Origin of the sequence: Thermococcus sp. AM4, assembly GCF_000151205.2 — an archaeon.
In the GTDB taxonomy this organism is placed as follows: Archaea; Methanobacteriota_B; Thermococci; order Thermococcales; family Thermococcaceae; genus Thermococcus.
In genome coordinates this window covers 1,933,101-1,958,632 of record NC_016051.1, presented here as the reverse complement: position 1 = coordinate 1,958,632, position 25,532 = coordinate 1,933,101, and the positions used below count along the sequence as shown (strand labels likewise).

The window sequence follows — 25,532 nt, the reverse complement described above, 5'->3', positions numbered from 1 at the left end:
TAAAATATTGTGGGTGATAGAATGGGTGAGATAGTGCTCAGGATAACCGTCCCGGAGGGTTGGAGTGAAGAGATGAGAAAGGCCCTGGAGAGAAGGCTTGTCGTGGACGTTGCGCGGGAGCTCCAGAAGAGGGTTGAAGAGGCAAAGCGGTTCGAGGAAATCGTGAGGAGCATCAAGATAGAGGACGAAGAAGAGGCCAAGGCGCTTGAAGACGAGATTGCGAGGGAGATAGCCAGACGCTACGGAGTGGTCTGAATGGAAGTGGTGCTGGACTACAACGTCGTTTTTTCGGCTCTCTACAACAGAGGTGTTGCCTACAAACTTTTCATGCTGAACCACGTGACGAGGGACGTTGAATTTTTAGTTCCAGGATACTTCTGGGAAGAAGTCGAAAGAAAAAAAGACCGCCTCGCCAGATTAACCCGCCTAACAGAGGAGGACTTCGAATTCGTTCTCGCGGTTATCAAGTCCCAGACGATAACGATGCCGGAGCACGTGATTAAGACAGGCATAGAAGAGGCCCTTTCCCTGTCTCCCGACCCAAAAGACGTCCCTTACGTTGCCCTTGCACTCGCCCTGAGTCTCCCTCTTGTTACGGGTGATTTAAAGTTGAAAAACGCAATCAAAGATAGAATCGTCGTCTATTCCCCATCAGAGCTGTTAAAGCTCATGGGTGGCTCAATATGACCCCCGAAGAACTCCTCTCTAAGCTTGAATCCAAAGGGGTAACGCTCGAAAAGATGCTCAATACCGCGTTAGAGCTCTACATCGGCGACGAGCGCGAGAAAGTTCGAGAAAGGCTGAGAGAGCTGATGCTGAGGTATCTGGGCGACATCAACGTTCAAGCTCTGCTCTTTTCGGCTCTCCTGCTGGAGGAAAACTTCAAGGTTGAGGGCGACCCCGTGAACCTTGTGGCCGATGAACTCATCGGCATGAACATCGCCGAGCTCATAGGCGGGAAGATGGCGCTCTTCAACTTCTTCTACTACGACACCAGAAAGCCCGGTATTTTAGCCGAGCTTCCGCCCTTCCTCGACGATGCGATAGGGGGCTTTATAGCGGGCTGTATGACGAGGCTGTTCGAGGGGGTGTAGCGGTGCGGAATCTCTTACCCTTCTTCACGCGGATTCCGGTCAAAGGCGACTTCGAGAGGGTTAGAAATGAGCTCTGGGCACTTCCCATTCTCGCACCGGTAACTTCGGCCCTGGCGACGCTCGTCCTTTACCTGGGACTTCCTCTGAGCAACGTTCTCGCCCTCCTCGCACTCTACCTCACGATAGGCCTCCTCCACCTCGACGGTCTGGCAGACTGGGCTGACGGAGTTATGGTCAAGGGCGACCGCGAGAGGAAGGTTAAGGCGATGAAGGACTTAAACACGGGCATAGCCGGGGTTTTTGCCGTCGTTATGGTTCTCTTCCTACAGGTTTACTCCCTTCCCTTCCTCCCGTTCTACGCCCTCTACCTGGCCGAGCTGAACTCCAAGTTCGCCATGCTCCTCGCCCTCGCAACGAAGAAGCCCCTCGGCCAGGGCCTTGGAGCGTACTTCATGGAAGGCATGAACGGAAGGCAACTGGCCATCGGAACGGCCCTCTACCTCCTCCTGCTCTTGCCATTTGCTTACCTCGAACCCCGCTCTCTCGCGTCTCTCTTCGGCCTCCTTGCTGGAGCATACACCATTCACCTCTCGCTAAAAAACTTCGGCGGGCTGAACGGGGACTGCATCGGAGCGGTTGCTGAGATAACGAGGGCCGGAACGCTTTTAGGCATGGCGGTGGTTTGGCAAGTGATTTAAAGGAAAGACACTAAAGGTTGAACGGTGGGAGAATGGAGGACATAGAGAGGATATTCACAAAACTCCCCCCAGAGGCGAGAAAAGAGCTGTTGGATTACGCCGAGTTCCTGCTCGCAAAGTACGGGGCAAGGAAAAGAAAGGGGTTTAGCTTTACCTGGGCGGGGAAGCTGAAGGACGTTAAAATGACCTCAGTGGAGCTTCAGCACAGGGCCTTGGAGTGGCGGAGCGATGTACCTGATTGACACCAACGTTTTCCTTGAAATCCTGTTGGGTCAGGAAAAATCCGAGGTTGCAAAGCGGTTTTTGAGTTCGCACGTTGGAGACCTTGCAATGAGCGATTTCACGCTTCATTCCATTGGAGTGATTCTTTTCAGGCTCAAGAGGCCAGAGTTATTTTTGGAGTTCATCAACGACACACTGCCCAATATCGAAGTTGTAACGCTTCCAACTCTCGACTATCCCCGCGTTGTTGAATTTTACGAAAAGTATGGACTCGACTTCGATGATGCTTACCAGTGCGCAGTCGCAACGACTCATGGTCTAACAATCGTAACCATGGACGAAGACTTCAGAAAGGCTCCCTACTCGGTTAAGGTTGTTTTTCTGTAGGAGGCTGAATCCCCGGAATCACGTCGAGACTGTCCAGTTCCCTGTCCTCAAAGGTTGCGTATGGGATAAATCCAGCTCTTCTGGCCTTCTCTATGAAGTCGAGGATTCTAGCGAGGTTTTCCTGACTTCCCGTGCCGTCATCGACGTAATCAACCACGAAGACGGGCTTTCCAGCGTTGACGACCTTTTCGAGGATGGGAACCTTCTCGGCCGTCCATGGACTCGGCTCAAGACCGTCGTAGAAGACGTCCTCGCTTGCCCAGCCTGAAACGGTGGCAAGGAGTGTCCCGTTGTCGTATTCAAGCAGATACTCACCGTTCTGGGGGATTATTATGAAATCCCGTCCGGCTTTGGAGCGCGTGTAGTTGGCGATTTCGAGAATGAATTCAATCATCTGCTCCGCCGTCCAGCTCTCATTGTACCCCCGCTCCGCCCAGAACCAGTACTCATCGACCTTGTCGAGGTAAACCCCTGCAAAGCCCTGGGCGATTATTCTGTCGAGGTAGCGGAAGACGATTTCCTTCCATTCCCCGTCCCAGTACCTGACGGCGTAGTTGCCCTCCCAGTCTGGGTTCTCCGGGCCGAGCCACGCCGGAGGGTTCTCCTTCCAGCTCTCGTTCCAGTAAAAGCGGTAGTCCTCGGCCTCGCCAATGCTGATGTAGGCAATCGGAATCACGCCGGCCCGTTTAATCCCCTCTATCTCCTCCCTTGTATAGGCCGTCTCGTCGCTCCCGTCCCGCGAGTAGTCCATCACGACCAGATCAAACCCGCTCTCGGCTATAACCTCCGGACTCGCGTTCTGGAGCCAGTAGGCCCAGCTCCTCACGGAGGAAAGCGAGAGGTTTTCGGAACTACCTGGCAGGTTCGGATATCCCGTTGAACTCGGATTAGATGTCTCGTTCCGGGTTTTGCCCCATGAACCGCCCGGAGACGAAGTGTTCGCACCGATATTTGGGCTTGAGGAAGTTGAGGTGAAATTTTCAGCCCGCTCGGTTCCGGGAACCGTTGAAGTGCTCTCCAAGGCAGGGGTCGTGGAGTGTTCGTCTGGTGTAATATTTTGAGTCATGGCAGGAGTCGTAGGGTGAGGTTGAGTATCGCTTCCGGGGGAGATGCAGGCGGAGAGGAACACGAGCAGGACAAAGATGGCTATGTAGCGCATGTCCAATCTTGGGCGCAAGGTCTTTTAACGCTTGTCCGAATGTTGAGATATGATAATCATCATGGCCGGCGGGCGCTCGAGCAGAATGGGGCGGGAAAAGCCCGTTCTGAAGGTCGGCGGAGTGCCGATGCTACTCCGCGTTTATAGCGAGGCCGAAAAGGTCGGTGAGACGGTCGTTGCCCTCTCAAAAAATGCGCCAAAGACGAGGGAGCTGTGCCTCCGCAAAGGGATTCCCTTCGTCGAGACGCCGGGAAGGGGCTACGTTGAGGACGTTAAGTGGCTCCTCCGCGAGTTCGGGCCGTTCATCAGCGTCTCCGCAGATTTGCCCTTCGTTAAGGCGAGCGACATAGCGGGGATTTCGGAGGCCTTTGACGGGAAAACGAGCCTGACGGGAGTTCTACCGCTAAAGCTGGTTCCGAAGGATTTGAAGCCCGTCGTTTACAGGGGCTACGTGATAGTTGGCCTTAACGCCGTTGGAACCGAGGGCGAGCGGTTCTTCGAGCTGAGTAACCCGTTGCTCGCTTTGAACGTCAACACGCTGGAAGAGTTAAAGCTCGCTGAGAGGATAGCGATGCTGGTGGGAAGATGAGGGGGAGCGAGGTTAAAGGGGCGGTGGCGTTCGTCCTATTCCTGATACTCGCCGGACTGTTCCTCTTCGGCTTCCTGCTCTTCGCGGTGGTTTTAATCGCGGTCGGCCTAGTGGTCTTCCTCGGGTTCTACATCTACATTCGCCTGAAGCTCTGGTGGGCGAGGAGACACCCGCCGAAGGAACTTGAGGAGCCGGAGGATTATTTCTAAGTCTAACCAGAAGTTTTTTAAGCATGAAAACAACTAAGAATTGGGGAACCGAGATGGCAAGAAGGAGAGATTTCAATTTTGATAATCCGACAATAGTATTTAGTCGCCTTGAAATTGATAGTATCGTTGATGTTGATAATGTTAACTTAACCGTCCATGAGCTGGTTCAGAAATATGACAATGGAAAGCTCATTATTCCTAAGATTCAAAGAGGTTTTGTTTGGGATAGAAATAGAGGATTACTTTTTTTGATGTCACTAATCCAAAACTATCCTTTACCTCCCCTATTTTTATTCCAAATTGGAGACGAATATTATGTATTAGATGGACAGCAGAGATTAAAAACTATACTATGGTTTATAAAAAACGGGAAAATTGATGATCCAGTGGTTAATAAAAGATTAGGATCTCCAAGATTAACGCCAGATATAGTAAAGCAGTTAGTTAAAGATACTGGGCTAGAATTACGTGAGGAGGATGTACGAAAAGCATTTAGTAAAAACAATCATAACCATTTGAGAAATTGGATATTGGACAAACCAATTCCTGTTACTACAATAAAATTTAGAGGTACAAGAGACGATATTGATACAATTAAAAATCTCATATCTGATATCTTTATTCGGATAAATAGAGGATCGATGAGGCTCAATGAGTTTGATATGATTCGTGCACTTCATTACAAAGATGCAAAGGAGTATCTAGATGCCATCGAATCTATAATCGATGAAAACTTCCCGATATTGCCCGATGAAGCAGAACTTAATTATGAGCAATATATTAGGATAGAAAAAGCATTGATACTAATTGAATACTTTCTTAACGGATTTAAAGTAAGAACAGATTTTGAGCCTAGCAATACAAATAAAATTAATGATGTTATTGAGTGGATTCTTAAAGATCGCGCACAGTTTCTTAGGAGAACCCCCTCAGAAGCTAAAAATATGATTAATACATTCAAAGAGCAAATTTCTGAAACCATAGAGAGGGCATATGAAATGTTTGGAGAAGATGCTTTTAGAAAACCCAAAGTTGGTAGAGACTGCAGAGGAAATGTTAAATGTGCAGCTCTAACATTCAATTACAAACAGTATTCACCATTGATATTTGTTTTTGAAGTATTGGCCATTAAACTCGCAATGGATAATAATGAAGAACTTATTTATGGTAATAGAGTGGAAGAGTTTAAACATGAAATAATTGTTCGTGCATTAACGGATCTTGATAAAATTTCATCTAGAACCCTTGGAGATTTCGAAATAGCACTCAAAGTTGCAAGAGAATTAGTTTTGGATCTATCTAATGACATAAGTAAAACATTTTATGAAAGATCCCCTTCAGAACTTAAACAGTTACTGTGGGATAAATTCAAAGAAGCAAAATCTGGTAATCCCTATTGTCCCTATTGCAAAGCGGAAATAAAACAACTTAATACTTGTGATCTTGCCCACATTGTACCTTACAAAAAAACAAGAACTAGTTCGATATTTAATGTAGTACTTGCACATAGAAAATGCAATAGGAGAAATAAAGATAAGGTGATAGAAGAATTATTATAAGTTTAATTTATAAGTTTTAATCAATCTAAAGAGGTATGATCCTCTCGACATCGAGGTTCTCCTCAACAACCTTTGCAAACCTCTCTATATCCTCCTCGATGCTCCAGCGTTCAATCGAGACAGGCTCAAGGCCCTTCTCCGCCCTCAGGAAGTTGAGGAAGCGCTCCGTGAAGGCGAAGTTGTGGAATATTCCGTGCAGGTAAGTCCCGAAGGACCTCTCACCTATTGCCCCCTCCGGCTCGAAGGCTCTGACGCCGTTGATTGCCCTAATCACCGAGAACGGCCTCTCCGAGACGCTTCTTCCGAAGCGTATCTCGTAGCCCTCGACGGCCATTCCTTTAGCAGGTCCCCAGAGAACCTCGGCATTCAGGTGGTTCGTCCTCTTGGTTTTCTCGAAGACGGTCTTGGCTGGAAGAAGTCCGATTCCCCTAACGGTTCCACGCTTGGACTCGACGGTGTCTATAATCTTTTCCCCAAGCATCTGGAAGCCACCGCAGATTCCGACGATGAACGCTCCCTCGCGGTGGGCCTCGATTATCGCATCCTCAAAGCCCTCTCTCCTCAACCAGAGCAAATCCTCGACAGTGTTCTTGCTCCCGGGGATTATTATTACGTCTCCCTTGAGCTCTTCGGGCTTCGTTACGTAGTCAACGCCGTTCGCCCAGTGCAGGGGCTCGAAGTCAGTAAAGTTGCTCATGTGGGGGAGCTTGATTATCTGAATGTGAAGCTCGCCCCTCACCTTTGGGAACTCCGTCAGGGAGTCCTCCTCAGGAAGGCGGTGCTCGACGTAGGGGATAACGCCGAGTGTCGGCTTCCCGTAGTGCTTCTCAAGGTAATCAAAGCCCGGCTTTAGGAGGGACTTATCTCCCCGAAACTTGTTGAAGACGAAGCCGATTATTGTTTCCCTCTCCTCAGGTTTCAGAAGCCCCATCGTGCCGACTATGCTCGCGAAGCTCCCTCCCCGGTCTATGTCGGTAACGAGGATTCCCTTCGCCCTTGCGTGAAGCATAACGCGCGTGTTGGCTATGTCGTAGTCTTTCAGATTAATCTCGACCGGACTGCCGGCCCCCTCGATTATGACGAGGTCGTGGTTCTCCTTTAGCTCATCCAGAACGGTCATCGCCTTCCTGAAGAGTTCTTCCTTCCGCGAGAGCATGTATTCTCGAGCGGAAACGCTCCCAATCGGCTTCCCCATGAAGACGACCTGGCTCCTCATATTTCCTTCGGGCTTAAGCAGAATCGGGTTGAACTTCACGCTGGGTTTCTTTCGGCACGCTATCGCCTGTAAATACTGCGCCCTGCTTATCTCACCGCCCTCGATGCTCGGGGCCGAGTTCAGGCTCATGTTCTGGCTCTTGAAGGGAACGACGTCGTATCCGAGGTTCGAGAAAATCCTGCATAATGCCGTAACGAGGAGCGACTTGCCTGCTCCCGAGGACGTTCCGAGGACCATTAGCGCTTTTCCCATCTCCAACCCCAAAGCCTATAAAACCGACTGGATAAAAACTCCACGGTGGTTGGAATGGAGAGCCTCTTCCTTCTCGTCCTGGGCAACACGGAGATAAGCACCGTGCCGGGAATAAGCGTTGCCGGAGCGACGCCAGAGCTGACAAAGCTGACGCCGGTGGCCGACGCTGAATACCTCTTCCACGAGAAGCCCCTGACGATTGACGTGATTCCCGTAACGCCCGAAGGCCACCCAACGCCGGCCATAATCACCAAGGCCGCGAGGGAGCTCGCCAACTTTCCGGTTCTCGTCGTCAGGGGAGGAACATACTTAGCCCCTCTCGTCCCGCACGTCCACATCAGCGACGCCGTCGGGCGGGACTTCAGGAAGGAGCCGGCACTTCCCGAGTTTGGCGATATAATCAAGCGCGCCAAGCTCTTCGGCGAGGAGCTGAGCAAGACGCCAATAAAAGAACTCGTAATCGGCGAGTCAACACCGGGGGGAACGACAACCGCTCAGGCTGTCCTCTGGGCGCTCGGCTACGAGGCGAGAACCAGTTCCGCCTCACCAGACAATCCCCAGAGCTTGAAGGAGAAGGTCATCGCCGAGGCGTTCGAAAGGGCTGGAATTGAGAAGGGTCAGCTGAGGGACAACCCCCTCGAGGCTCTCAGGCAGTTTGGAGACCCTATGATGGCGACGGTAATCGGCATCGCGCTCGGCTTTAGGAGGGATATCGTTTTAGCGGGCGGGACGCAGATGCTGGCAGTTTCGGCGCTTCTCAATGCCCTCGGCGAGGATTTAAGCAGGTTCATGATTGCCACAACCAAGTGGGTCGCCAACGATAAGAGCGCAACCTTCCTCGAGACGGCGAAGGAAATTGGAGTTGTGAGCTACGCCGCCGACCTTGACTTCTCGAAGAGTGAGTTCAAGGGCCTGAGGGACTACGAAAGGGGCTACGTCAAGGAAGGCGTTGGAGCGGGAGGGGCGACGTGGCTGGCCGTTAAGGCAGGCTTCTCGCCGGAAGAAGTCAGCGCGAAGGTCGAGGAGCTGTACAGAAGGCTCATGGAGATGAGGTGAGCTCCCGGGGGGAGTTCGGCTTTTATCTATTCCAGCTTTCCGGTTTTGCAAGGTTAGAAACGTCAGTACTCAAAACTCATAGTCCCTCCTCAGCTAGTCGAATTAGGTCCTCAAGGGTTACCCTGCCCTTTCGAATTTCCTTTAACCGTGTTTTCAGCAGGAGGTTCTGTGCGTCGAGGAACAGCCTCTCGACCTGAGCCTCAACGTCTTCCATTCTCTTACCGGCACTAATAGGGGCAACGAGTTATTTAACCCTAGCTTTCTCAATCAGAGCGTAGAAGAAGCCTATGGTCTTATGCCTGTGGGGCCAGGCCCTCATAGTGCCGGGCAGGAAGCCCTCATCGTATGGCCCGCTGAGCGGGACGAGTCTCGCGTCGTCGTGTCTCGAAAGGAACCACCTCACGACTTCCTCGTTCTCCTCCGGGAGCATCGAGCAGGTTGAGTAGAGCAACCTCCCGCCGGGCTTTAAAAGCCTCCAGGCGCTCTCTATCAGTTCTTTTTGAAGCGCGACGACCTTCGGTATGTTCTTCTCGCGGAGGCGCCACCTCAGCTCGGGGTTTTTGGCGATGGTTCCGTCGCTCGTGCAGGGGGCATCTAACAGAACCCTGTCGGCAATTTCCTCGCCCAAAACTTCCGGGGCCTTCCTGCCGTCGAGCTTCCTAACTTCAGCAATCTCGACGCCGGCCCAGCGGAGGATTTGCCTCATGCGCTTAATCCTCTCGGAATCGATGTCAAAGGCGTAGATTTTTCCCTCGTTTCCCATGAGCTCGGCCATGTGGGCGGTCTTTCCGCCGGGTGCCGCTGCCAAATCAACCACAGTCTCACCGGGTTCGGGAGAGAGTATCAGGGAAGCGACGACAGAGGCCTCCTCCTGGGGCAGAGCGAGGCCCTTCTCCATCAGCTTTCCGGGGTTAAATGGGTCCAGAACGCGGATTACGGTTTCAACGCGCTCGCTCCTCTCGAAGCGGAGGTTTTTTCTCTTCAGGTAGTTCTCAACGTCTTCAACGCTCGCCTTAAGGCGATTGACGCGAAGGCTGACCGGAAGGGTCTCGTTGAGGGCCTTCAGCAGTTCCTCGGCCTCTTCCCCCAGAAGCCCGCGCATCTTCGCTATGAACCACTCGGGGAAGAGGTACTCCCACTTCAGCCTCTTCTCCTCGGAGTCGAGCTTTGGGACGTAGTTTATGATTCTGGGCAGGAGCTCGTAGTAGTAATAGCCCACATAAGGATGCGTTTTACCCGAGAGGAACTTGGCGAGGCCCTTGAGGTGCTGAAGGGTTTTCTCGTTAGGGTTCCTAAAAACGGCCACCTCAACCGCGACCCTTAGCGTTGCTCTCAGCCAGGGGTCGAGAATTAGGGGAGAAACTCCCACGAGTTCCTCGATTACCTCGTCTATCAGCCCGAGCCTCCTCTGAATGGAGTAAAAGATTCCAGTCAGCTTGGAGTTCTCCCAGCCCTCGATTTTGTAGCGCGAGAAGGCCTTCCTCTTGGCGCTTTGACTCGGCTTGATCACCTCGCCGAGCTTAACAGCCTCGATGAGGGCGTAGAGCTGTCTATCTGAGAGCTTGAGCTTTCCCATCAAGGACCCTCCCGAAGAGGTAAATATCAACGAGAATGCGCTCCAGTCTCTTCCTGTGGAAAAAGAACTGGGCGGGAATCTCAAAGGGAACTGTCGCCAGCCGAACCGGGGTGAACCCGTTGTCGGCCGAGAACCTCTCGATAAAGCTCCTAACCTCGGGCTTCGCGAGGTGGATCGAATAAATCCTGTCCGCTATCTCGAAGGCCTTGAGCAGGAACGGCCGGTCCGCGTGCCTCCTCTGGCTCCCGAAGGGGGGGTTCATGATGACGGTATCGACCCTCTCGTTGAACTCCGAGACGTCGGCGTTTATGAACTCCACGTCAACACCTGCCCTCTCAGCGTTCCTTCTCGCGACCTCAAGAGCTTTTTCATCGATCTCGACCGCGTAGACCTTCTCCGCTCCGAGGAGCTTCGCGCCTATCGCTAAGACGCCGGTCCCGGTTCCAAGGTCGGCAACGACCTTTCCAGCGATGTCTCCCGCGGAGTGGGCCAGCCAGAGGAGCTCCGAAGCGACGTTTCCTGGCGTTCTGTACTGCTCCAGCTCTGGTTTCGGCTCGGGAAAGCCCTGGAGCTTTGAGAGGAGCATTGCGAGGTGCTTCTTCTTCATCCCCTCACCCTGTGAACCGCTATGCCAAAGGGCTCGTCCCGGTCTCGCTCGACGCCAAGGATTTCATCGAACTCGTACTCCTCTCTCAGGCCAAGGAGGAGCTCCACTTCCCTCGGCGTCAGAACGGGCTTGCGCCAGTTCTCGTAATCATCGACAGGAACCCTCGGACAGGCAACGACGACGTACGCATCAAAGGGAAAGCCCTCCAGCTTCGGATAGCTTATGTGGTCCATCGCTATGAGCCTCGCCCCCCTACCGTGCTCCCTAAGGAGCTCAACCATCCGTTTGGCCTCGGCAAGCCTGAGCTGACCCTTCTTGGTGCTCACCACGACCCCAAAGCTCTTCGCGTCCATAGCTTTGGCTATCTGGGCCCAGCGCTTCCTTATCAGTCTCTCCGCTTCCTCATCCATCCAGAGAGCGTCGCCGGAGTAGGGGTTTATCGCGAGCACGGGCTTCTTAACCGCCAGCGCAACGCCAAGCGGGTGGAAGTAGCCGGCCCCGATGAAGAGAACGCCATCTGCCTCAACCCTCGCGCTGGAGAAGTTGCACCCGAGCACCTGTCCCGGCCAGCTCACCCTTGAGTCGCCTTTCCCGATGAGCACCTCGAAACCGTTCTTCTCCAGGAACTCCCTCACTTCGTCAAGCCTGTGAACGTGCTGGGCGGTGGTTACGAGCGCTATTCGCTTTCCAAGCTTCCGAATCTCTCCGAGGTTCTTCTCCAGGGCAGGGACGAGTTCGACCCTCGCGAAGGCCGGGACGAATATCGTCGGCACCTCGAGGTTCAGGCGCATGTAGCTGTGCCCGAGGTGGATTAGGGCGTCGCAGCCGAGCCTCTTTGCTTCTGAATCGGCGGGGTCGCAGGCCCCGTAGTTTACCTCGCCGTGCAGGATGACGGTTAAACCGTTCTCCTCCAAAAAGCGTGCGAGCTCTTCTGCTTCCCTCCTTAAGCCTTCGGGCGACTGGATGAGGATGCAATGAGCGTGGAGTTTCCTCAGCTCCTTCAGTATCTCGCCGTGGGGAACCTCGTGCATTTCACCACCACTGAAAGTTCCGGACTGGGTTTATAAACAATCGGGAAAGACCATCGGGAAAGGTTTATTAACGACCGCTCCATCATCCTTCGCTCTTCGGGGGTGATCAAATGAAGAGGCTCGGTGCAATCTTCGTTGCCCTTCTCTTCCTCGGAGCGACGGTTCCCGGGGTCAGCGCCGGCAACCTGCTGAACTACTTCTGGGACACGAGAACCTACCAGCACCCCTACCCGACCGACGTAAGGCCTGGAGACCTCGTTTACGGCCACAGCCCTGATCTCTTCAACGCGATTATCCCCGGCTACTGGATACACGTTGCGATAATAGCCTGGTACAACGAGAGCATTGACGACTGGATGGTTATAGAGGCTAAGATAGGCAAGGGCATCATAATCACTCCCCTCAGGGAGTTCCTCAGCAGATACGACGTGGTCGCCCTCCAGAGGGTTCGCGTAAGCGATGACGTGAGGCTCAGGGCGGTTCAGTTCGCATACCAGCAGCTCGGAAAGCCCTACAACTACAACTACTTCGGAAAGCCGAAGGTCTACTCCGACAAATACTACTGCTCCCAGCTCGTATGGGCGGCGTACCTCGTGGCGAGCAACTTCACCGTCAACCTGGACGAGAACGACGGGGCCTGGAGCTGGAAATACTTCTACTCCGTCGCCCCGCAGGAGGTCTACGACGACCCGATGACCTACACCATCTACTACCACAAGGCCTGATCCCTTCTTTTCTTTTCCGGCGCAAAGTTTTTAGGGAGTTTTTCTCAACAATACCTCGAACTTCGAGGTATGGGGGCGATGGTATGATAGTCGTCACGACCGAAAAGATTCCGGGCTACCGAATTGTTGAGGTCAAGGGCCTCGCCAGGGGCGGGGTCGTCATGGCAACTCACCTTGGCAGGGACATCTTAGCAGGGCTCAGAAACCTCGTCGGGGGTGAAGTCAAGGAGTACACCGAGATGATGGCCCAGGCGAGGGAAATAGCCCTGCAGAGGATGATACAGAGCGCGGAGGAGATGGGCGCAAACGCCGTAATTGGAGTGCGCTTCATGACCTCGAACGTTGGCCAGAGGATGGCCGAGGTCTACGCCTACGGAACGGCCGTCAGGGTCGAGCCGGAGTGATGCAGATGAGGTATTTGGCTTTTCTCGTTTTCCTGCTTTTCCTGGGCTACGTCTCGGCACTGACGCCGCAGGACGCGATGATGGAAGCCTGGAAGACCGGAAACTACTCGATAGTCGAGCCGTACCTCAGCCCCGCTATGAGAAGCGACATCGTGGAGAAGACCCTAAGCGCGGTCCGGGCCGAGATGGTGGGACAGTACGGGGAGATCAGGGGGTACAGCCTCGAAAAGGTCGAGAGGAAAGGCGACTACACGATCTACTACTACCGCGTCACCGCGGAGAGGGGGAGCTACACTGTGAGCGTGGCCGTGAAGGATGGCAGGGTGGAGGGATTTCACCTCGTCCCGAGTTTCAATCCGAGAAGCGCCATCTACCCGGTTCTCGGCGGTCTGCTCGGCCTGCTCCTCATCTGGGCCTACCTTAGGAGGTTCCACGCAGGAGAACTCATTCTCGGGGCGGTTCTGCTCGTTCCCATCCTCATAATCCAGCCCCTCCTTCAGATGCTCCCCCGGTACTTGGGAGCGGATAACACCGCATTCATGATCCTCTGGACGGGTTTTGTGGCAGGACTCGTTCAGGAACCCCTCAAGTACTACCTCTCCCGCGATAAAACCCTCGGAAGGGCCCTCTACGTCGGGGCCGGTTTTGGGCTCGGGGAGTCCCTTTACGTTGCGGTGCTCTCGTCCGTTCTCGGAGGTTCGGTTCTGGGCCTCGTCGAGAGAACCCTCGCGCTGATCTTCCACGCTTCCACCACGGTACTCTTCGCCTACTCTTACAGAAACGGCTGGGGGAGGGAGGCCCTGTTCGCGATGATCGCCGTTCACGGGCTCATCGACAGCGTAGCGGCCTACTGGCACATCAATCCATCGATGGCCGTTCTGGTGACCGGGTACGGGATAATGTCAGCTGTATCTCTGGTTCTGCTCTGGAAGCTCCTCCCGGCCGCGAAGTCCGAGAACGAAGAGCTCCCCGTACGGTGGTAAGCCAGAGGAGGTCGTTAGTTGCTCGGCGGCAGGGAAAAGGCGCTCAAAAAGCTCAGGAAGGACCTGCGTTCTGGACTGTACTCCTACCTAGTCCTCTCGCTCCTTGAGAGAGAGGGGGAGCTCCACGGCTACGCGATAAGGAAAAAGCTCGGAGAGCTGAGCGACGGAAAGCTTGTCCCGAGCGAAGGAGCTCTCTACGACATCCTGAAGAGCTTAAAAAGGTACAAGCTGGTGGAGGACTTCTGGGTCGAGGTGAGCGGAAGGCCGAGGAAGTACTACCGCCTCACGAACCTCGGGAAGGAAGTTCTGCTGGAGCTGAATGATGAAATAAGGATTATTGAGATCACCCTTGAGAGGATGGAGGGATCAAAATGAGCGAAAAGGCCTTCGAGATTTTTGTGTCGCTCCTCCTGCTTGGGTCGGGGCTGGTAACCCTCGCCTTCAGGAACAGGAGGAACAGGATGATAGGCTTCCGCGTCGGCTACACGTGGCACTCGGACAGGGTTTGGAGGAAGGTGAACACCTTTACCGGGCTCTACTCCGTCGCATACTCGCTTCTCCTGCTTGTTCTGGCCCTTCACGGCTTTCCCCTCACGCCGTTCATCCTGACGATGCTGGTCTTCGTGCTTTCCGAAGTTATAATCGGGACGTGGATGGCGAAAAGGGAGTACGAGCTTGAGGAACTCTCGGTAGAGGCCCCCGAGAAGCCGCCGGCAAAGGGGGAAGTGGAGAGAACAGGCATAAGGCCCTACCTCCTCGTCCAGCTCGGCCTTTTGGGGTTCTATCTCCTGCTGGTTGCCCTTTTTTGGGATAGGCTCCCTGAGCGGGTGGCGGTGCACTTCAGCGCGAGCGGAGAGCCGAACGGCTACATGGACAAATTCTCGGGGTTAATCGTGTTTCCAGTCCTCGGCTGGCTGCTTCCCTTCTCACTGACTTTCCTCGCCAAAGATCCGGGCTTCTTCGCGAGGGTAAGCGCGGGCGTAACCCGGAGGGGCTGGTTCGAGTTCAACACAATCATGAGCGCCGGCCTGGTGATGGTGTTCATCGCGGTGCTCCTCTACAACATCGGCTCCATTTCGGCGAGCTCGATAAACTACGTTCTCTTCGGCTTTCTGGCGATGATGGGCCTGGGCTTTTACAGGCTCCTCACGGTGAGGTCGGATGATGGGGTATGATACTAACTGCCATTAACCCTGGCAATCTCCCACTTTCTCAGGCTCTCGGCGAGGGCATCCCTCACGGCCTTCCCTATGCTTATCCCGAGCTCCGTCGCGGTTCCGGCCCACTCCTTTTCTCCCTTAAAGGCAAAGATCCCAATTCCATCGCTCGTAGTCCCGGTCGCGTTGTAGCCGAGGCTCAGGAGGGTGTAGGTCTTCGCTTCGGTTGCGGTCATTATCGCGTTGGCCATCGCGCCGACGGTAAGGCCCTCATCGATGACGAGGACGATGTTTATCGTTCCCGGTTCCCAGGGAGGTGGCTCTTCTCCGGCTATGGCCGGATTTGTGATTCCGGCAGTAACGTAGGCAGTAACGCTCCCGCTCCTCGAAATCGACAGAACTTTGCCAATGTCCGCGGCGGTCATGAAGCCCACGAAGTTCTTCAGGCCGTTTTCCCGCTCGAAGGCGAGGCAGTCCTTCCTGTAATCACCCGAGTAGTTCTTGGGAACCTTCATAAAGAAGAAGCCGTTGGCCCTTGCCAGTCCACCCCTGTGAGGGGCGTTGCTGAGGGCGAGCATCGGCCTGGGGAAGTGCATCACAAAGCCCTCACCCACGACCCTTCCCCCTGTGGTAGTCCCACCTCAGGACGACGAAGAGGATTATCATGAAAACGGTGATGTAGTAGCTCACCCTGAACGGGACAACCCCCACGAGTCCGAGGGTGTAGAAAACCGTCAGAACGAGAACGAGGATGAGGAGGAGACGATAAACAGTCTTTCTCTCCATCGTGCTCACCCCGGGCTCGGGAGCGGCCAAGCTCATCACTCCTCAGCCTTATTCTCCTCCTCATAGCCCCGGTATAGCGTGAGGCTCCTCCTCGCCCTCGCGCGGGGAATGTGGTGGCCCATGAGGGCGACTATCTCGTCGGCTTTAGCCTTTCCGTGGTGGAGCATCTTGCGCTCGGTCTTAATCTTCTCAATCCTGAAGGTGTAGCCCCCAACCTCCACGACCTCTCCGACCGCGAACTCCTCGTTCCTCAGCACTTTCACGCGGAAGGACTGGGTTATTCCCTTCGGCATGTAGACCGACACCTTGATGACCTTCGGATAGGTCAGGCTCTCGCCCCAGAGCGTCACTATCTCTCCGACCTTCGCCCGGTTCACCCTCTTTCCGCCTTCGAGCTCAATCCCGGTAATCCTTACCTCGTCCTCCTCGGTCTCGACGATGTCGCCGACCCTAATCTCCTCGCCCTCCGGAAGCTCCGCCTCGCTCTTGAAGCTCCTCTCGTGCTTGCTGACGATGAGCGGGACCCTGACGAGCTTCGGAAGCGTCACGTGCCAGACGTTGCCGCACTCATTACAGCGAAGGGTAAGCTCCCTTCCGCGCTCCTTGATGACCTCAACGTCATCGCTACCGCACTCGGGACAGATGAAGTACTCCTCCATGTCTCTCACCAGAGGGAGAAAAGGGAAGACGTTTATAAAGGTGCTCCCTTAGAGTTTCCCATAGCCGAGTTTAACCTTGTGAACGAGAATCTCGGCCTTTTCAATCAGTTCCACAGGGAGCGGAAGTCTTTCCTCCAGCCTGAGCCTGACCTGCTCCTTCAGCGCGCTTATCTCGCCCTTCACTTCAGAGCGCGCGTAGACCTCAAGGTCGCCGAGGTACTTATAAGCCCCCACCAAATCCCCAATCTTCATGTTGATGAGAACGAGCTCGCCGGCGTAGTAGGCGCTTCTTGAAAGGTCATTGGTCGTTATCGACTTCTTCAGCTCTTCCTTGTACTCCATCCCGAGGATTAACGCAAGCTCGGCCTGAAGCTCGCCGACGTTCTGATAGCGGTCTTCCTTCCGCTTCGCCAGACAGCGCATAACGATGTCATCGAAGGGTTCTGCTTGGGAGCTGAGCTCGCTGGGCTTTGAAGGGTCCTCCCGGATTATGGCGAAGCTCAGTTCTACTAGGTCGTCCCCCTCGAAGGGTAGTTTCCCAGTGAGGAGCTCGTAGAAGATAACTCCCAGCTGCCAGATGTCAGTCCTCTCGTCGGTCTTGCCGAACTTCGAGCGGCTTATCTGTTCGGGCGAGGCGTAGAACGGAGTGAAGCTCGTTAGCGTCGTGGACCGAGTTTCTTTAATGACCTTGCTGAGCCCCCAGTCTGAAATCTTGGGAATTCCGGCTTTGAGTAGAATGTTGCTCGGCTTCAAATCCCTGTGGATAATGCCCTTGGAATGAGCGTATTTGAGGCCTTCGGCGATGTTAAAGATAAGCAAAGCCACCTCCCTCGGTTCCATCGGTTTGGGCAGCTTCTCAAGCGAGCTCTCGCAGTACTCCATTTCGAAGAACGGCACTGGCAGAATGTTGTAGTCGTAAACCCTGACGATGTTCGGGTGCTTGAGCTTAGTCCAGTTCTCTATCTCCCTCAGGAAGGATTTGCCAGTTGCCGGGTCAAGGCTGAGCGGGATTTTTACTGCGACAATTTCGCCATCCCTCTTGCGTTTGACCTTGAAAACTCTTGCAAAGCCGCCCTTGCCGAGCTCCTCCAGCGGCTCGTAAACGCTCAACAGCTCCGCCGGGAATGCCGTTAGGGACGGGTAAGACTGGGAAGGCGTTACCGGTGTTGCGGGCGTGACAGGAGTTACAGGTTGAGGCGTTACCGTCTTCTCCCTGACTTCCACCGGAATGACTCTCTCGTCCTTGACTCCTATCCCATCTACTATGGCATTGATTTTGACTCTGAGGTCGAAGTTTCCAGCGTACTTTGGAGTGACTGTCAGCGTTTTCGTGACCTTTTTGCCCCTGCTCAGGGCTGGAAGTTTCAAAACCGATGACTCAATTTCGAGGAAGTCGTTGGACGAGAAGTCGAGGGTTAGCTTTAGGTAGTTTGAAAAGTTATTACTAACCGTGAGCTTGAGAACTGAGTCAAGTTCTTTGACGAGCTGGGAGATTTTGATTGAGAGGGAGTTCTGGATGTTTTGTTTGAGGAGTTTCCGGTCGAGATAACACTGGACTTTGGGTGTTACGTTGAGGGATCTGACTATGGCGTTTGAACCCATTACAACAAGAGATACTTTCTCGGTGCGCCACTCCCATCTCTTGCGGATTAACCCGACTTTACCATAATACGTCCTGACTCCACTCAGGACTTCACAATTTGTATCATAAACAACGGCACTTGTATCTGCTACTTGGGCGTTCGAGTTGCCACAGAAGTCACAGCCCGGCAAGCTTCCACTAGGCGGAAGCCTGAGAACCCAAACGTCACTATCATCAGCGCTAAAGCTGTTAGTGGCACCAGCAACGATAATGTCTCCGTTTGGGGCAATGGCAACCGCACATGCCTCCTCGTAGCCGCTCCCGCCGTAAGTTTTCTGCCATTTAACGTCCCCATTAGGGTCAAGCCTAAGAATCCAAAAGTTACTTCTCCCAGCGCCGAAGCTCCAAGTCTCTCCAACTACTATAATGTCCCCGTTTGGGACAATGACAGCCGCGTTAGTCTTATCCCAATATGTTCCCCCGTAAACTTTCTGCCATTTCACGTTGCCCTCGCTATCAAGCCTAAGAACCCAAATCCAAGCATCCCGACTATCATCAGTATTGATGTCGACAATAATTACGCCTGCGACAATAATGTCCCCGTTTGGTGCGATAGCAACAGCGTTAGCCTCATCATCATAGCTTCCACCGTAAGTCTTCTGCCATTTCACGTTGCCCTCGCTATCAAGCCTAAGAACCCAAACGTCACTTCTCCCGGTGCCAAAGCTTTTAGTAGCACCAGCAACGATGATGTCCCCATTTTCAGCTATTGCAACCGCGTAAGCCTCATCCCAAGCTTTACCACCGTAAGTCTTCTGCCATTTTACATCACCATTCCCATCAAGTCTGAGAACCCAAACATCCTCTCTACCAGCACCGAAGCTTTCAGTGATGCCGGCCACGATGATGTCTCCGTTTGGCGCTACGGCAACCGCGTAAGCCTCATCCCAGTCGCTTCCCCCGTAGGTCTTCTGCCATCTTACATTACCCTTCTTGTCAAGCCTGAGAACCCAGACATCTCTTTCGATAGTACCAAAGCTGTCAGTATAGCCTACCACTATAACGTCCCCATTGGGGGCAATCTTAACGTCGTTGAACACATCTGTGCTTTTTCCTCCATAGGCTTTGAACCACTTCACGTTCCCGTCCCTGTCAAGCCGAGCCACGAAGCCGTCTTTCTGCTTGTCTTTTTCAACATACCCGGCCACAATAATATCCCCGTTCTTATCAACCGCCACCGCATTAGCCACGCCCGGCCCGTACGTCTTGGCCCAGTATGCCAATGGAGTCACCTGAAGGAAAAATGGTGGGAAAATATTTATCTCTATCGGTATACCCCGAGGAGCCACCGCCAGAGGGGGATAAAGCGAATCCTCTTTCCGCCGATTTCCTCAACCCCTTCTTCCCCCCACGTTACGACCGTCAGATTCCGACAGTGGAGTGCCTCTGATGCCCTTAGGAGTGCCCGGAGTTCCCTCTCACGGGTTTGAGGTTCATCAAGGGCATAGCTGACCTGTATCAATTCCTTAACCTTCCCCCCAAGCGAAACCACGAAGTCCACCTCTCCCCTCCCATCTTCCCAGTAATGAACCTCAAGCCTCGGCTCGAAGTAGTGCTTTCTCCTCAGGAGCTCGATGGCGACGATGTTCTCAATCCTGTAACCGGTGTCTTCGACTCCAAGGGCCGTTGCGAAGCCAATATCTACTATGTAGAGCTTCGGCTGGCTTCTCAATGACTCAACGTCGCTCGGATGGTATTTTCTGACAGGGAGAACGAAGCCGATGTCCTCAAGGTAGGCGAGGTACTCAGCAAGTGTCGGCCTGCTGACCTTAACGCCAGTTGAAGAGACGAGGGAGTGGAGCTTCCTGATTGAAGCCTTTCTCGCGAAGTTCCTGGCCAGAACCCTTATCAGGGCCTTCAAAGCTGAGACCTTCCCCACCCCGTAGCGCTCAACGAGGTCCCTGTAAACTATCAGGTCGAGGTACTCCTGCAGGGTTCTAATCTTCAGAGGGGGCGAATAGTCCACGATTCCCGGAAAACCGCCATACTCGACGTACTCCTCAAGAAGGCGCAGGAGAATTCCACGTCTCCTCTCGGTTAGGGGCTTTTCCGGCTCGAATCCTTTGAACCCCAGAAACTCACGGAACGAGAGCGGAAACAGCTGAAAGCTCAGCGTCCTTCCCCGAAGGGAACTCGCTATCTCTTTGGAGAGCAGTTTTGAGGACGAGCCCGTTATGAAAACCTTTGCCCTCTTTCCCTCAATCAAACGCCTCACGAATCTCTCCCAGCCCTCAACGACTTGAACCTCGTCGAGGAAGAGGTACATCACGTCCGCATTGGGGTTGTGCTTATAGTAGAGCTGGACTATGGCCGATAAGTCTCCAGCCGAGAGCCCGGCGAGTCTTTCATCCTCGAAGTTCATGTAAAAAATCCTCTGGATTGGCAGGCCGTTCCCGATTAGCTTCTTCATGGTCAAATAAAGGAGATGAGTTTTTCCAGTCCTTCGAAGACCGTAAACAGAGACCGCGACATCCACATCTGTGGGGAGGCTAAGTTCCCTTTCCCTGACCTCAGGAACCCCGAACTCGTGAAACTCGCCTATGACTTCCTCAAGGACCTCCATCATACCCGCCATGTGTGAAACTCAACTTTCCAAGATTTAAGGATTTTGGTCAACTCAACTTTACCAAATCGTGCAAAAATTGTAAAGTCAAGTTTACCAAAACCCAAAAGAGAAGCGAGAACAGGCCGGCTCAGAGCTGGCTTCCCTCCTCGGGGTTCTTAATCTTCAACAGCGGGCAGACTTCCATACACTCCCTGCAGTGCGTACAGCGGTTCCAGTCCACAACTATCTTCCTGCTGAGCGGGTCTATGCTCAAAGCTTCCTCGGGACACTTGCCGACGCAGACGCCGCAGCCGACGCACTCGTAGGCACGCTTGACGAGGTGGTAGGCGCTAATCGCTTCCCTCTCGTCCGGGGCTTTGGCTCTCCTCGTTCCCGTGAAGAACTCGACCTCGCCAGCCCTTACCACATCCCCTTCAACGCTCACCTCGCCGAGTATCGGCGCGACCTGCAGGAGGCGCTTCTTGTTGAGGATTGTGTTAAACTCCAGTTCATAGCCTTCGCCTGTCTCTTCAATTTTAACCTTAACCGGCTCCCAGGAGCGCTCCTCGGGAATATCAACGCCAAGCTTCCTCGCTATGGCCTTTTCACCCTTGCTCAGCTTCTTCCAGCGCCAGAAGCCGTAGGTAATCCACTCCTCCGGAAGGCCAAAGCGCTTCCTCCAGTGCTCTAAGGCCTTTCTCCACTTCTCCCAGAGCTCGGGCTTTTCCCTCTTGAGCCTCTCGAATTCAGCCAGCGAAGCGCTCGGGCAGAGGAAACAGCCTATCCTGTCGAAGCCCCTCTCGTAGAGCGGGTTGTAGGGCAGTTTCCTGCTGAAGATGTAGAGCCACACCTCAATCGCGCGCCAGTGGAATATCGGCGACGCACCTATCTCGTTTGGCACCCACTCGTTCCTCCACACGCGGGGTTGCTTAAACCTCTTTATGCTCTCGTACTTCCTCTGACCGACGAACATGAGCACTCCTTTCGGGTAGTTCTCCTTTATCGCCAGAGTTATCGGACCGAGCTTCGTGACCTTACAGCACCAGCGGTAGTCGCGACCCGGCGGTGAGAAAACGTAGAGCGCCCTCCAGAAGGCGTCTCCAGCGTCCGCAACCACGAACTTTATACCCTTCGGCTCAAGCTCCTTCCTCAGCTTCTCCACGTACTCCACCGTTTCCGGAAACTCGATTCCCGTGTTGTTGAAGAACACCGTAAAGTCATTGCCGAACTCCTCCAGGGCCAGCCCGAGAACGGCCAGGCTGTCCTTTCCGCCGGAGAAGGCAACGGCCACCGGTAGGTCTGAGTATTTGCTGGCAACCCTCCGCATGAACTCCCTGCTTTTCATGACTTTTTCCTCAAGCGCTATCGCGTTCGCCCTGAGAACGTCCTCCATCGTTGCCTTTCTTCCCTCGCGGTAGTTGACGCCTTTCTGCCTCTTGGGCTTGACCCCCGTTCCGCGCTCGCCCCGTATTAGGGCCTCGTAGTCCTTCTTCGCTATTCCCGTCGCAAAGACCTCGCCGTCCTCCGAGACGAGAATCACGTCGTCGTTCACCCTTATGCTCGGGTCAGCGTCAAGAACGCCAACGGCCAGGAGGTTCGCACCGTTCTTTATCGGCTCGACGGCACCTTTGTCGACTATAACCCACTTCCTCATCTTCTTTCCGAAGCGCTTCCAGAGCGCTATGGCGCCCTCAACCTTCAGGCCGGCCCTCCAGCTCAGTTTAACGGGGTCAAACTTGACGTAGCCGAAGACGTAGCCGTCAACTATGATTTCGTAGGCTTCATCTTCGCTCGGGAGCTTGTTGAGGAGGACGACCTTTCCATCGAGGATCTCCCCAACGTCAACGCCAAAGTGCTCATTGAAGACCGATTTTATGAACTCCAAATCCTTCTCAAAGGCGAACCTCAAATCGCCGGGAGGGGTTATGTTCAGCCTGAAGGTGCTTTCCTTCCCGTGAACGGCACAGCTATCGCCGATGAGCGGGACGTTGCACTTCTCGCACCAGTTTATGTAAGCCTTTCCGAGGAAAACCGGTCTCCCCATGCTCTCACCTGAGGCTGAAATGGGGGAGGGGTTTATAAAGGAGACGGGTCAAACCCGGGAAGGCAAAAACCTTTTAATCTTCGGGAGTTGGTAATAGCGGTGATCCGAATGAAGAGACTATCTTTCCTAATTGCAGTCGTTCTGATTGCGGCCCTTCTGCTCTCGGGTGTGACGCACGAGGGCAAGGAAAACTCACTGAGGGGATACTGGGCAAAGGTCTACACGGGAGATCACGTGAGGGGTGGGGCATCCAGCCTCGTTAAGAGCGACGATGGAACTTACCTCGTTGGATGGGTTAACATCTCGAACTCAAGGAAAGGCCTCGTAGCACGGCTATCCGAAGACGGGAACGTTTCAAGGGCAGTCGCGTACGGAGTAGAGGGTTTAGAGTGCATATTCGAGGGGGGCCTTGCCACGGGAAAGAGCATAATAGTCGCGGGGGTTCTCTTCAACGAAACCTCCATAGAAAACAAACTTCTGATAGCCGGAATTGACCAGGATATGAGACCGCTATGGGCCGAGACCTTTAATCTCAGCGTGTCCCTGGTTGTGAGGGCGGTCAAAACCACCGACGATGGGATATTGGTGGCCGGATTGATGATGAGCAGAGAGAAAGTGGGGCCCTTCGTTATGAAGCTGAACCACCGGGGAGAGGTGCTCTGGGCAAAGCGCTACACAAACGCAAGCAACGAGTTTCTGGGCCCGGCTGAAATCACATCCGATGGTGAGGGCGGCTTCTTGCTCCTCGGATTGGACCTCGAGCATGGTTTCTCTCAGATGAGCCTCATCGACATCGACGGGAACGGAAACGTGAAGTGGGCCAAGATTTACACGTCACAGGAGGATGTCTACGGAAGTGTCGTCCTGACGGACGGCAAGAGGATAGTCGTTGCCGGCGAAGTTGGGAATATTCTGGCGGAGGGATCCACCAGCGACGTGTTTGTTGCCGTTTTCGACGAGAGGGGGAACGTCAGCTGGGCCAAGACTTATGGGGGCGATGGAATTGATTCCGCAGGTGCGGCGGAGCTCATCGACGGTAGCATTGTAGTTGCGGGGATATACGGGGGAAAACTGGTACCCAGGATCCCCATCACAATCGAGAACTACAGCATGTGGATCCTCAACCTTGATGGAGAAGGAAAAGTCCTATGGGAGAAGGCGTACTGGGCTGGTATTCCAAGCTTCCTCATCCAGGATGGTGATTCGATCCTCGTAGGTGGCACCTTCCTCTCGGGGAACGAGAGCAAACCCTTCCTCTCAAGGATCAGGTGGAACGGCAGCGCTCCGGATATGGGGATCACACCAAGCTACCACGTTCGGGAAATTCACCTAAAGGCGGAAGGGCTGGGACTTAAGGTGGAGACGCTCAAAGTGAAGGTTCTGCCCGTGAAGCTTGAACTCCAAAACATCCCCCTGGAGGCGGAACCCATTGAAATTGAGCGGTGAAGTGAAACGGGTCCCCAGAAGGTTTATAAGGAGTTTTACCAATCGGAGTTTGAACACTCACCGGAGGCGATCGTAATGGGGTTTGCCACAGTTGCCCTAGTAACACTCGGCGGCTTTCTCCTTTTGCTGCTGCTCCTGGGAGTGAAGGTCATAAGGCCCTACCAGAAGGGTCTCGTTGAGAGGCTCGGAAAGTTCAACAGAATACTCGACCCGGGAATACACTTCATAATCCCCTTCATGGAGCGCGTCAAGAAGGTTGACATGCGCGAACACGTCATAGACGTCCCTCCCCAGGAGGTCATCTGTAAGGACAACGTCGTCGTTACGGTGGATGCGGTTGTCTACTACCAGATCCTCGATCCGGTCAAGGCCGTTTACAACGTGAGCAACTTCCTGATGGCGATAATCAAGCTCGCCCAGACCAACCTCCGTGCGATAATAGGCGAGATGGAACTCGACGAGACGCTGAGCGGAAGGGACATAATCAACGCCCGCCTTAGGGAAGAGCTCGACAAGATAACCGACCGCTGGGGTGTCAAGATAACCCGCGTTGAGATCCAGCGCATAGATCCACCGAAGGACATCCAGGAGGCAATGGCCAAGCAGATGACGGCGGAGAGGGAGAAGAGGGCCATGATACTCCTTGCAGAAGGTAAGAAGGAAGCCGCGATCAGGGAGGCGGAGGGACAGAAGCAGGCGGCCATACTGAAGGCCGAGGGTGAGAAGCAGAGGCAGATACTCATCGCGGAGGGCCAGGCCCAGGCCATAAAGAAGGTCCTCGAGGCCCTTAAGATGGCTGACGAGAAGTACCTGACGCTCCAGTACATCGAGAAGCTGCCCGACCTCGCCAAGTACGGAAACCTCATCGTGCCCTACGACACCGAGGCGCTCATAGGCCTCCTCCGCGTCCTCCAGAAGGTGAAGGACACGCCGCTTCCAAAGCCGCCGGAGCCACCGAAGGAGAAAGAAAGCACCGGGCTCAAGGACGAAGACGTTGAGAAGCTCAAGAACATGATGGAGTGAGGGCTATGGGCATTGCCCTCGCCGTTTCCCTCTTGATTTTGGGCCTGCTGATAATCCTGCTCGACATGATGGTCACGGCCTTCATAACCCCCATAGGCGTGGCCTTCGCCACCCTCGGACTGCTCCTCGGGTTCGGCATGAACTTCACCGAGAGCTTCGTCATCGCGCTTATAGCCGCGGTGGTTTCCTACATAATAATCGGCCGGTACATACGGCGGGACGTGGAGGACGTTGGCAGGAGGGAGGGAAAGTACACCTTCGACCTCGTAGGAAAGCGGGGAAAGGTCGTCAAGGTCGCGGAGGATCACTACCTAGTCGAGCTCGAGGGGGACAGGTGGATCGCGTTCAGCGACGACGAACTCAAGGTTGGGGACATCGTGGAAGTTACAGCGGTGGACGGGGTTAAGCTCATGGTGAAACGGGTGGAGCGCTAACGTTTTAACTTCCCCCTCCATTTTTCTCC

General features: G+C 54.0%; 30 protein-coding genes. 18 read left to right on the top strand and 12 right to left on the bottom strand.

Features of this window, described 5'->3' with window-relative positions; all coding sequences use genetic code 11:
* Positions 1-21 precede the first annotated feature (21 nt).
* The 6 genes from TAM4_RS10795 to TAM4_RS10770 are packed head-to-tail and all read left to right on the top strand — an operon-like array spanning position 22 to position 2,401.
* Entirely contained in the window at positions 22-255 is a 234-nt protein-coding gene (locus TAM4_RS10795; protein WP_014123263.1) for a hypothetical protein, read from the top strand.
* Complete coding sequence (locus TAM4_RS10790; RefSeq protein ID WP_014123262.1) at positions 256-687, top strand: PIN domain-containing protein; 432 nt, start codon at positions 256-258, stop codon at positions 685-687.
* Positions 684-1,094 carry an alpha-ribazole phosphatase CobZ gene (gene cobZ, locus TAM4_RS10785; protein ID WP_014123261.1) on the top strand — a complete coding sequence of 137 codons (411 nt, stop codon included), beginning with the start codon at positions 684-686 and terminating at the stop codon, positions 1,092-1,094. Before TAM4_RS10790 ends, cobZ begins: the two co-directional genes overlap by 4 nt.
* 2 nt (positions 1,095-1,096) lie before the next feature.
* Positions 1,097-1,792 (top strand): adenosylcobinamide-GDP ribazoletransferase, encoded by a 696-nt coding sequence (cobS, locus tag TAM4_RS10780; protein WP_014123260.1) that lies wholly within the window; start codon positions 1,097-1,099, stop codon positions 1,790-1,792.
* A 32-nt stretch (positions 1,793-1,824) separates the two neighbouring features.
* A complete protein-coding gene (locus tag TAM4_RS10775; RefSeq protein WP_014123259.1) occupies positions 1,825-2,034 on the top strand; it encodes a DUF2281 domain-containing protein in 210 nt (69 codons plus the stop codon).
* Positions 2,021-2,401, top strand: coding sequence for a PIN domain-containing protein (locus TAM4_RS10770; RefSeq protein ID WP_014123258.1), 381 nt, complete (start codon positions 2,021-2,023; stop codon positions 2,399-2,401). Before TAM4_RS10775 ends, TAM4_RS10770 begins: the two co-directional genes overlap by 14 nt.
* On the opposite strand, the gene TAM4_RS10765 is transcribed toward TAM4_RS10770, so the two are convergent.
* Positions 2,382-3,467: an MJ1477/TM1410 family putative glycoside hydrolase gene (locus tag TAM4_RS10765; protein ID WP_237702138.1), complete on the bottom strand. Its 1,086-nt coding sequence runs from the start codon at positions 3,465-3,467 to the stop codon at positions 2,382-2,384. The two genes, TAM4_RS10770 and TAM4_RS10765, sit on opposite strands and share 20 nt — an antisense overlap.
* Positions 3,468-3,609: 142 nt before the next feature.
* Here TAM4_RS10765 and TAM4_RS10760 point away from each other — a divergent pair, with 142 nt between their 5' ends.
* Genes TAM4_RS10760 through TAM4_RS10750 form a run of 3 tightly spaced genes read left to right on the top strand, consistent with a single transcriptional unit; the run spans position 3,610 to position 5,917 of the window.
* Entirely contained in the window at positions 3,610-4,149 is a 540-nt protein-coding gene (locus TAM4_RS10760; protein ID WP_014123256.1) for a GTP--adenosylcobinamide-phosphate guanylyltransferase, read from the top strand.
* Complete coding sequence (locus tag TAM4_RS10755; protein ID WP_014123255.1) at positions 4,146-4,358, top strand: hypothetical protein; 213 nt, start codon at positions 4,146-4,148, stop codon at positions 4,356-4,358. Before TAM4_RS10760 ends, TAM4_RS10755 begins: the two co-directional genes overlap by 4 nt.
* 53 nt (positions 4,359-4,411) lie before the next feature.
* On the top strand, positions 4,412-5,917 hold the full coding sequence (locus TAM4_RS10750; RefSeq protein ID WP_014123254.1) for a DUF262 domain-containing protein: 1,506 nt from the start codon (positions 4,412-4,414) through the stop codon (positions 5,915-5,917).
* A 25-nt stretch (positions 5,918-5,942) separates the two neighbouring features.
* On the opposite strand, the gene TAM4_RS10745 is transcribed toward TAM4_RS10750, so the two are convergent.
* On the bottom strand, positions 5,943-7,385 hold the full coding sequence (locus TAM4_RS10745; RefSeq protein ID WP_014123253.1) for a cobyric acid synthase: 1,443 nt from the start codon (positions 7,383-7,385) through the stop codon (positions 5,943-5,945).
* Positions 7,386-7,439: 54 nt separating this feature from the next.
* Between TAM4_RS10745 and cobT the strand changes: the two genes are divergently transcribed.
* Positions 7,440-8,441 carry a nicotinate mononucleotide-dependent phosphoribosyltransferase CobT gene (cobT, locus tag TAM4_RS10740; RefSeq protein WP_014123252.1) on the top strand — a complete coding sequence of 334 codons (1,002 nt, stop codon included), beginning with the start codon at positions 7,440-7,442 and terminating at the stop codon, positions 8,439-8,441.
* Between the two features lie 76 nt (positions 8,442-8,517).
* Here cobT and TAM4_RS11745 read toward each other — a convergent pair whose 3' ends face one another.
* Genes TAM4_RS11745 through dph2 form a run of 4 tightly spaced genes read right to left on the bottom strand, consistent with a single transcriptional unit; the run spans position 8,518 to position 11,655 of the window.
* Entirely contained in the window at positions 8,518-8,655 is a 138-nt protein-coding gene (locus TAM4_RS11745) for a hypothetical protein (protein ID WP_014123251.1), read from the bottom strand.
* A 30-nt stretch (positions 8,656-8,685) separates the two neighbouring features.
* Entirely contained in the window at positions 8,686-10,017 is a 1,332-nt protein-coding gene (locus TAM4_RS10735; RefSeq protein ID WP_014123250.1) for an RsmB/NOP family class I SAM-dependent RNA methyltransferase, read from the bottom strand.
* On the bottom strand, positions 9,992-10,624 hold the full coding sequence (locus tag TAM4_RS10730; protein ID WP_014123249.1) for an METTL5 family protein: 633 nt from the start codon (positions 10,622-10,624) through the stop codon (positions 9,992-9,994). Before TAM4_RS10730 ends, TAM4_RS10735 begins: the two co-directional genes overlap by 26 nt.
* On the bottom strand, positions 10,621-11,655 hold the full coding sequence (gene dph2, locus TAM4_RS10725; RefSeq protein ID WP_014123248.1) for a diphthamide biosynthesis enzyme Dph2: 1,035 nt from the start codon (positions 11,653-11,655) through the stop codon (positions 10,621-10,623). Before dph2 ends, TAM4_RS10730 begins: the two co-directional genes overlap by 4 nt.
* Positions 11,656-11,765: 110 nt before the next feature.
* On the opposite strand from dph2, the gene TAM4_RS10720 reads away from it, so the two are divergent.
* The 5 genes from TAM4_RS10720 (at position 11,766) to TAM4_RS10700 (ending at position 14,942) form a co-directional block, all read left to right on the top strand.
* Complete coding sequence (locus TAM4_RS10720) at positions 11,766-12,380, top strand: YiiX/YebB-like N1pC/P60 family cysteine hydrolase (protein ID WP_014123247.1); 615 nt, start codon at positions 11,766-11,768, stop codon at positions 12,378-12,380.
* Positions 12,381-12,463: 83 nt separating this feature from the next.
* Positions 12,464-12,784 (top strand): YbjQ family protein, encoded by a 321-nt coding sequence (locus TAM4_RS10715; protein WP_014123246.1) that lies wholly within the window; start codon positions 12,464-12,466, stop codon positions 12,782-12,784.
* Positions 12,784-13,767 (top strand): DUF3887 domain-containing protein, encoded by a 984-nt coding sequence (locus TAM4_RS10710; protein WP_148258712.1) that lies wholly within the window; start codon positions 12,784-12,786, stop codon positions 13,765-13,767. Before TAM4_RS10715 ends, TAM4_RS10710 begins: the two co-directional genes overlap by 1 nt.
* 18 nt (positions 13,768-13,785) lie before the next feature.
* The gene (locus TAM4_RS10705; protein WP_014123244.1) at positions 13,786-14,142 is read left to right on the top strand and encodes a PadR family transcriptional regulator; all 357 of its coding nucleotides are present in this window, start codon (positions 13,786-13,788) and stop codon (positions 14,140-14,142) included.
* Entirely contained in the window at positions 14,139-14,942 is an 804-nt protein-coding gene (locus TAM4_RS10700) for a DUF1648 domain-containing protein (RefSeq protein WP_014123243.1), read from the top strand. The genes TAM4_RS10705 and TAM4_RS10700 overlap by 4 nt, the downstream gene beginning before the upstream one ends.
* 2 nt (positions 14,943-14,944) lie before the next feature.
* Here TAM4_RS10700 and TAM4_RS10695 read toward each other — a convergent pair whose 3' ends face one another.
* The 6 genes from TAM4_RS10695 to TAM4_RS10670 form a co-directional block, all read right to left on the bottom strand.
* Positions 14,945-15,520, bottom strand: coding sequence for an adenosylcobinamide amidohydrolase (locus TAM4_RS10695; RefSeq protein WP_048151097.1), 576 nt, complete (start codon positions 15,518-15,520; stop codon positions 14,945-14,947).
* Positions 15,521-15,530: 10 nt separating this feature from the next.
* Positions 15,531-15,710: a hypothetical protein gene (locus tag TAM4_RS10690; RefSeq protein ID WP_014123241.1), complete on the bottom strand. Its 180-nt coding sequence runs from the start codon at positions 15,708-15,710 to the stop codon at positions 15,531-15,533.
* 35 nt (positions 15,711-15,745) lie between these two features.
* Positions 15,746-16,369, bottom strand: a complete 624-nt coding sequence (locus tag TAM4_RS10685) for an HVO_0476 family zinc finger protein (RefSeq protein WP_014123240.1) — start codon at positions 16,367-16,369, stop codon at positions 15,746-15,748.
* A gap of 48 nt (positions 16,370-16,417) precedes the next feature.
* Positions 16,418-19,234, bottom strand: a complete 2,817-nt coding sequence (locus TAM4_RS10680) for a protein kinase (protein ID WP_083820432.1) — start codon at positions 19,232-19,234, stop codon at positions 16,418-16,420.
* 41 nt (positions 19,235-19,275) lie between these two features.
* Positions 19,276-20,574, bottom strand: a complete 1,299-nt coding sequence (locus TAM4_RS10675) for an ATP-binding protein (protein WP_014123238.1) — start codon at positions 20,572-20,574, stop codon at positions 19,276-19,278.
* 130 nt (positions 20,575-20,704) lie between these two features.
* Positions 20,705-22,600 (bottom strand): phosphoadenosine phosphosulfate reductase family protein, encoded by a 1,896-nt coding sequence (locus TAM4_RS10670; RefSeq protein ID WP_014123237.1) that lies wholly within the window; start codon positions 22,598-22,600, stop codon positions 20,705-20,707.
* A gap of 108 nt (positions 22,601-22,708) precedes the next feature.
* Here TAM4_RS10670 and TAM4_RS10665 point away from each other — a divergent pair, with 108 nt between their 5' ends.
* The 3 genes from TAM4_RS10665 to TAM4_RS10655 all read left to right on the top strand — a co-directional run bounded on the left by TAM4_RS10665 (position 22,709) and on the right by TAM4_RS10655 (position 25,503).
* Complete coding sequence (locus TAM4_RS10665; RefSeq protein ID WP_014123236.1) at positions 22,709-24,046, top strand: hypothetical protein; 1,338 nt, start codon at positions 22,709-22,711, stop codon at positions 24,044-24,046.
* Positions 24,047-24,121: 75 nt separating this feature from the next.
* On the top strand, positions 24,122-25,069 hold the full coding sequence (locus TAM4_RS10660; protein WP_014123235.1) for an SPFH domain-containing protein: 948 nt from the start codon (positions 24,122-24,124) through the stop codon (positions 25,067-25,069).
* 5 nt (positions 25,070-25,074) lie between these two features.
* A complete protein-coding gene (locus TAM4_RS10655) occupies positions 25,075-25,503 on the top strand; it encodes an NfeD family protein (RefSeq protein WP_014123234.1) in 429 nt (142 codons plus the stop codon).
* Positions 25,504-25,532 lie beyond the last annotated feature (29 nt).

What these genes read in the sequence shown, in the direction of transcription:
- TAM4_RS10795 (WP_014123263.1), top strand. Translation starts at nt 22, where the DNA reads ATGGGTGAGATAGTGCTCAGGATAACCGTCCCGGAGGGTTGGAGTGAA.
- TAM4_RS10790 (WP_014123262.1), top strand. Translation starts at nt 256, where the DNA reads ATGGAAGTGGTGCTGGACTACAACGTCGTTTTTTCGGCTCTCTACAAC.
- cobZ (WP_014123261.1), top strand. Translation starts at nt 684, where the DNA reads ATGACCCCCGAAGAACTCCTCTCTAAGCTTGAATCCAAAGGGGTAACG.
- TAM4_RS10775 (WP_014123259.1), top strand. Translation starts at nt 1,825, where the DNA reads ATGGAGGACATAGAGAGGATATTCACAAAACTCCCCCCAGAGGCGAGA.
- TAM4_RS10770 (WP_014123258.1), top strand. Translation starts at nt 2,021, where the DNA reads ATGTACCTGATTGACACCAACGTTTTCCTTGAAATCCTGTTGGGTCAG.
- TAM4_RS10765 (WP_237702138.1), bottom strand. Translation starts at nt 3,467, where the DNA reads ATGACTCAAAATATTACACCAGACGAACACTCCACGACCCCTGCCTTG.
- TAM4_RS10760 (WP_014123256.1), top strand. Translation starts at nt 3,610, where the DNA reads ATGATAATCATCATGGCCGGCGGGCGCTCGAGCAGAATGGGGCGGGAA.
- TAM4_RS10755 (WP_014123255.1), top strand. Translation starts at nt 4,146, where the DNA reads ATGAGGGGGAGCGAGGTTAAAGGGGCGGTGGCGTTCGTCCTATTCCTG.
- TAM4_RS10750 (WP_014123254.1), top strand. Translation starts at nt 4,412, where the DNA reads ATGGCAAGAAGGAGAGATTTCAATTTTGATAATCCGACAATAGTATTT.
- TAM4_RS10745 (WP_014123253.1), bottom strand. Translation starts at nt 7,385, where the DNA reads ATGGGAAAAGCGCTAATGGTCCTCGGAACGTCCTCGGGAGCAGGCAAG.
- cobT (WP_014123252.1), top strand. Translation starts at nt 7,440, where the DNA reads ATGGAGAGCCTCTTCCTTCTCGTCCTGGGCAACACGGAGATAAGCACC.
- TAM4_RS11745 (WP_014123251.1), bottom strand. Translation starts at nt 8,655, where the DNA reads ATGGAAGACGTTGAGGCTCAGGTCGAGAGGCTGTTCCTCGACGCACAG.
- TAM4_RS10735 (WP_014123250.1), bottom strand. Translation starts at nt 10,017, where the DNA reads ATGGGAAAGCTCAAGCTCTCAGATAGACAGCTCTACGCCCTCATCGAG.
- TAM4_RS10730 (WP_014123249.1), bottom strand. Translation starts at nt 10,624, where the DNA reads ATGAAGAAGAAGCACCTCGCAATGCTCCTCTCAAAGCTCCAGGGCTTT.
- dph2 (WP_014123248.1), bottom strand. Translation starts at nt 11,655, where the DNA reads ATGCACGAGGTTCCCCACGGCGAGATACTGAAGGAGCTGAGGAAACTC.
- TAM4_RS10720 (WP_014123247.1), top strand. Translation starts at nt 11,766, where the DNA reads ATGAAGAGGCTCGGTGCAATCTTCGTTGCCCTTCTCTTCCTCGGAGCG.
- TAM4_RS10715 (WP_014123246.1), top strand. Translation starts at nt 12,464, where the DNA reads ATGATAGTCGTCACGACCGAAAAGATTCCGGGCTACCGAATTGTTGAG.
- TAM4_RS10710 (WP_148258712.1), top strand. Translation starts at nt 12,784, where the DNA reads ATGCAGATGAGGTATTTGGCTTTTCTCGTTTTCCTGCTTTTCCTGGGC.
- TAM4_RS10700 (WP_014123243.1), top strand. Translation starts at nt 14,139, where the DNA reads ATGAGCGAAAAGGCCTTCGAGATTTTTGTGTCGCTCCTCCTGCTTGGG.
- TAM4_RS10695 (WP_048151097.1), bottom strand. Translation starts at nt 15,520, where the DNA reads ATGCACTTCCCCAGGCCGATGCTCGCCCTCAGCAACGCCCCTCACAGG.
- TAM4_RS10690 (WP_014123241.1), bottom strand. Translation starts at nt 15,710, where the DNA reads ATGGAGAGAAAGACTGTTTATCGTCTCCTCCTCATCCTCGTTCTCGTT.
- TAM4_RS10685 (WP_014123240.1), bottom strand. Translation starts at nt 16,369, where the DNA reads ATGGAGGAGTACTTCATCTGTCCCGAGTGCGGTAGCGATGACGTTGAG.
- TAM4_RS10675 (WP_014123238.1), bottom strand. Translation starts at nt 20,574, where the DNA reads ATGGAGGTCCTTGAGGAAGTCATAGGCGAGTTTCACGAGTTCGGGGTT.
- TAM4_RS10670 (WP_014123237.1), bottom strand. Translation starts at nt 22,600, where the DNA reads ATGGGGAGACCGGTTTTCCTCGGAAAGGCTTACATAAACTGGTGCGAG.
- TAM4_RS10665 (WP_014123236.1), top strand. Translation starts at nt 22,709, where the DNA reads ATGAAGAGACTATCTTTCCTAATTGCAGTCGTTCTGATTGCGGCCCTT.
- TAM4_RS10660 (WP_014123235.1), top strand. Translation starts at nt 24,122, where the DNA reads ATGGGGTTTGCCACAGTTGCCCTAGTAACACTCGGCGGCTTTCTCCTT.
- TAM4_RS10655 (WP_014123234.1), top strand. Translation starts at nt 25,075, where the DNA reads ATGGGCATTGCCCTCGCCGTTTCCCTCTTGATTTTGGGCCTGCTGATA.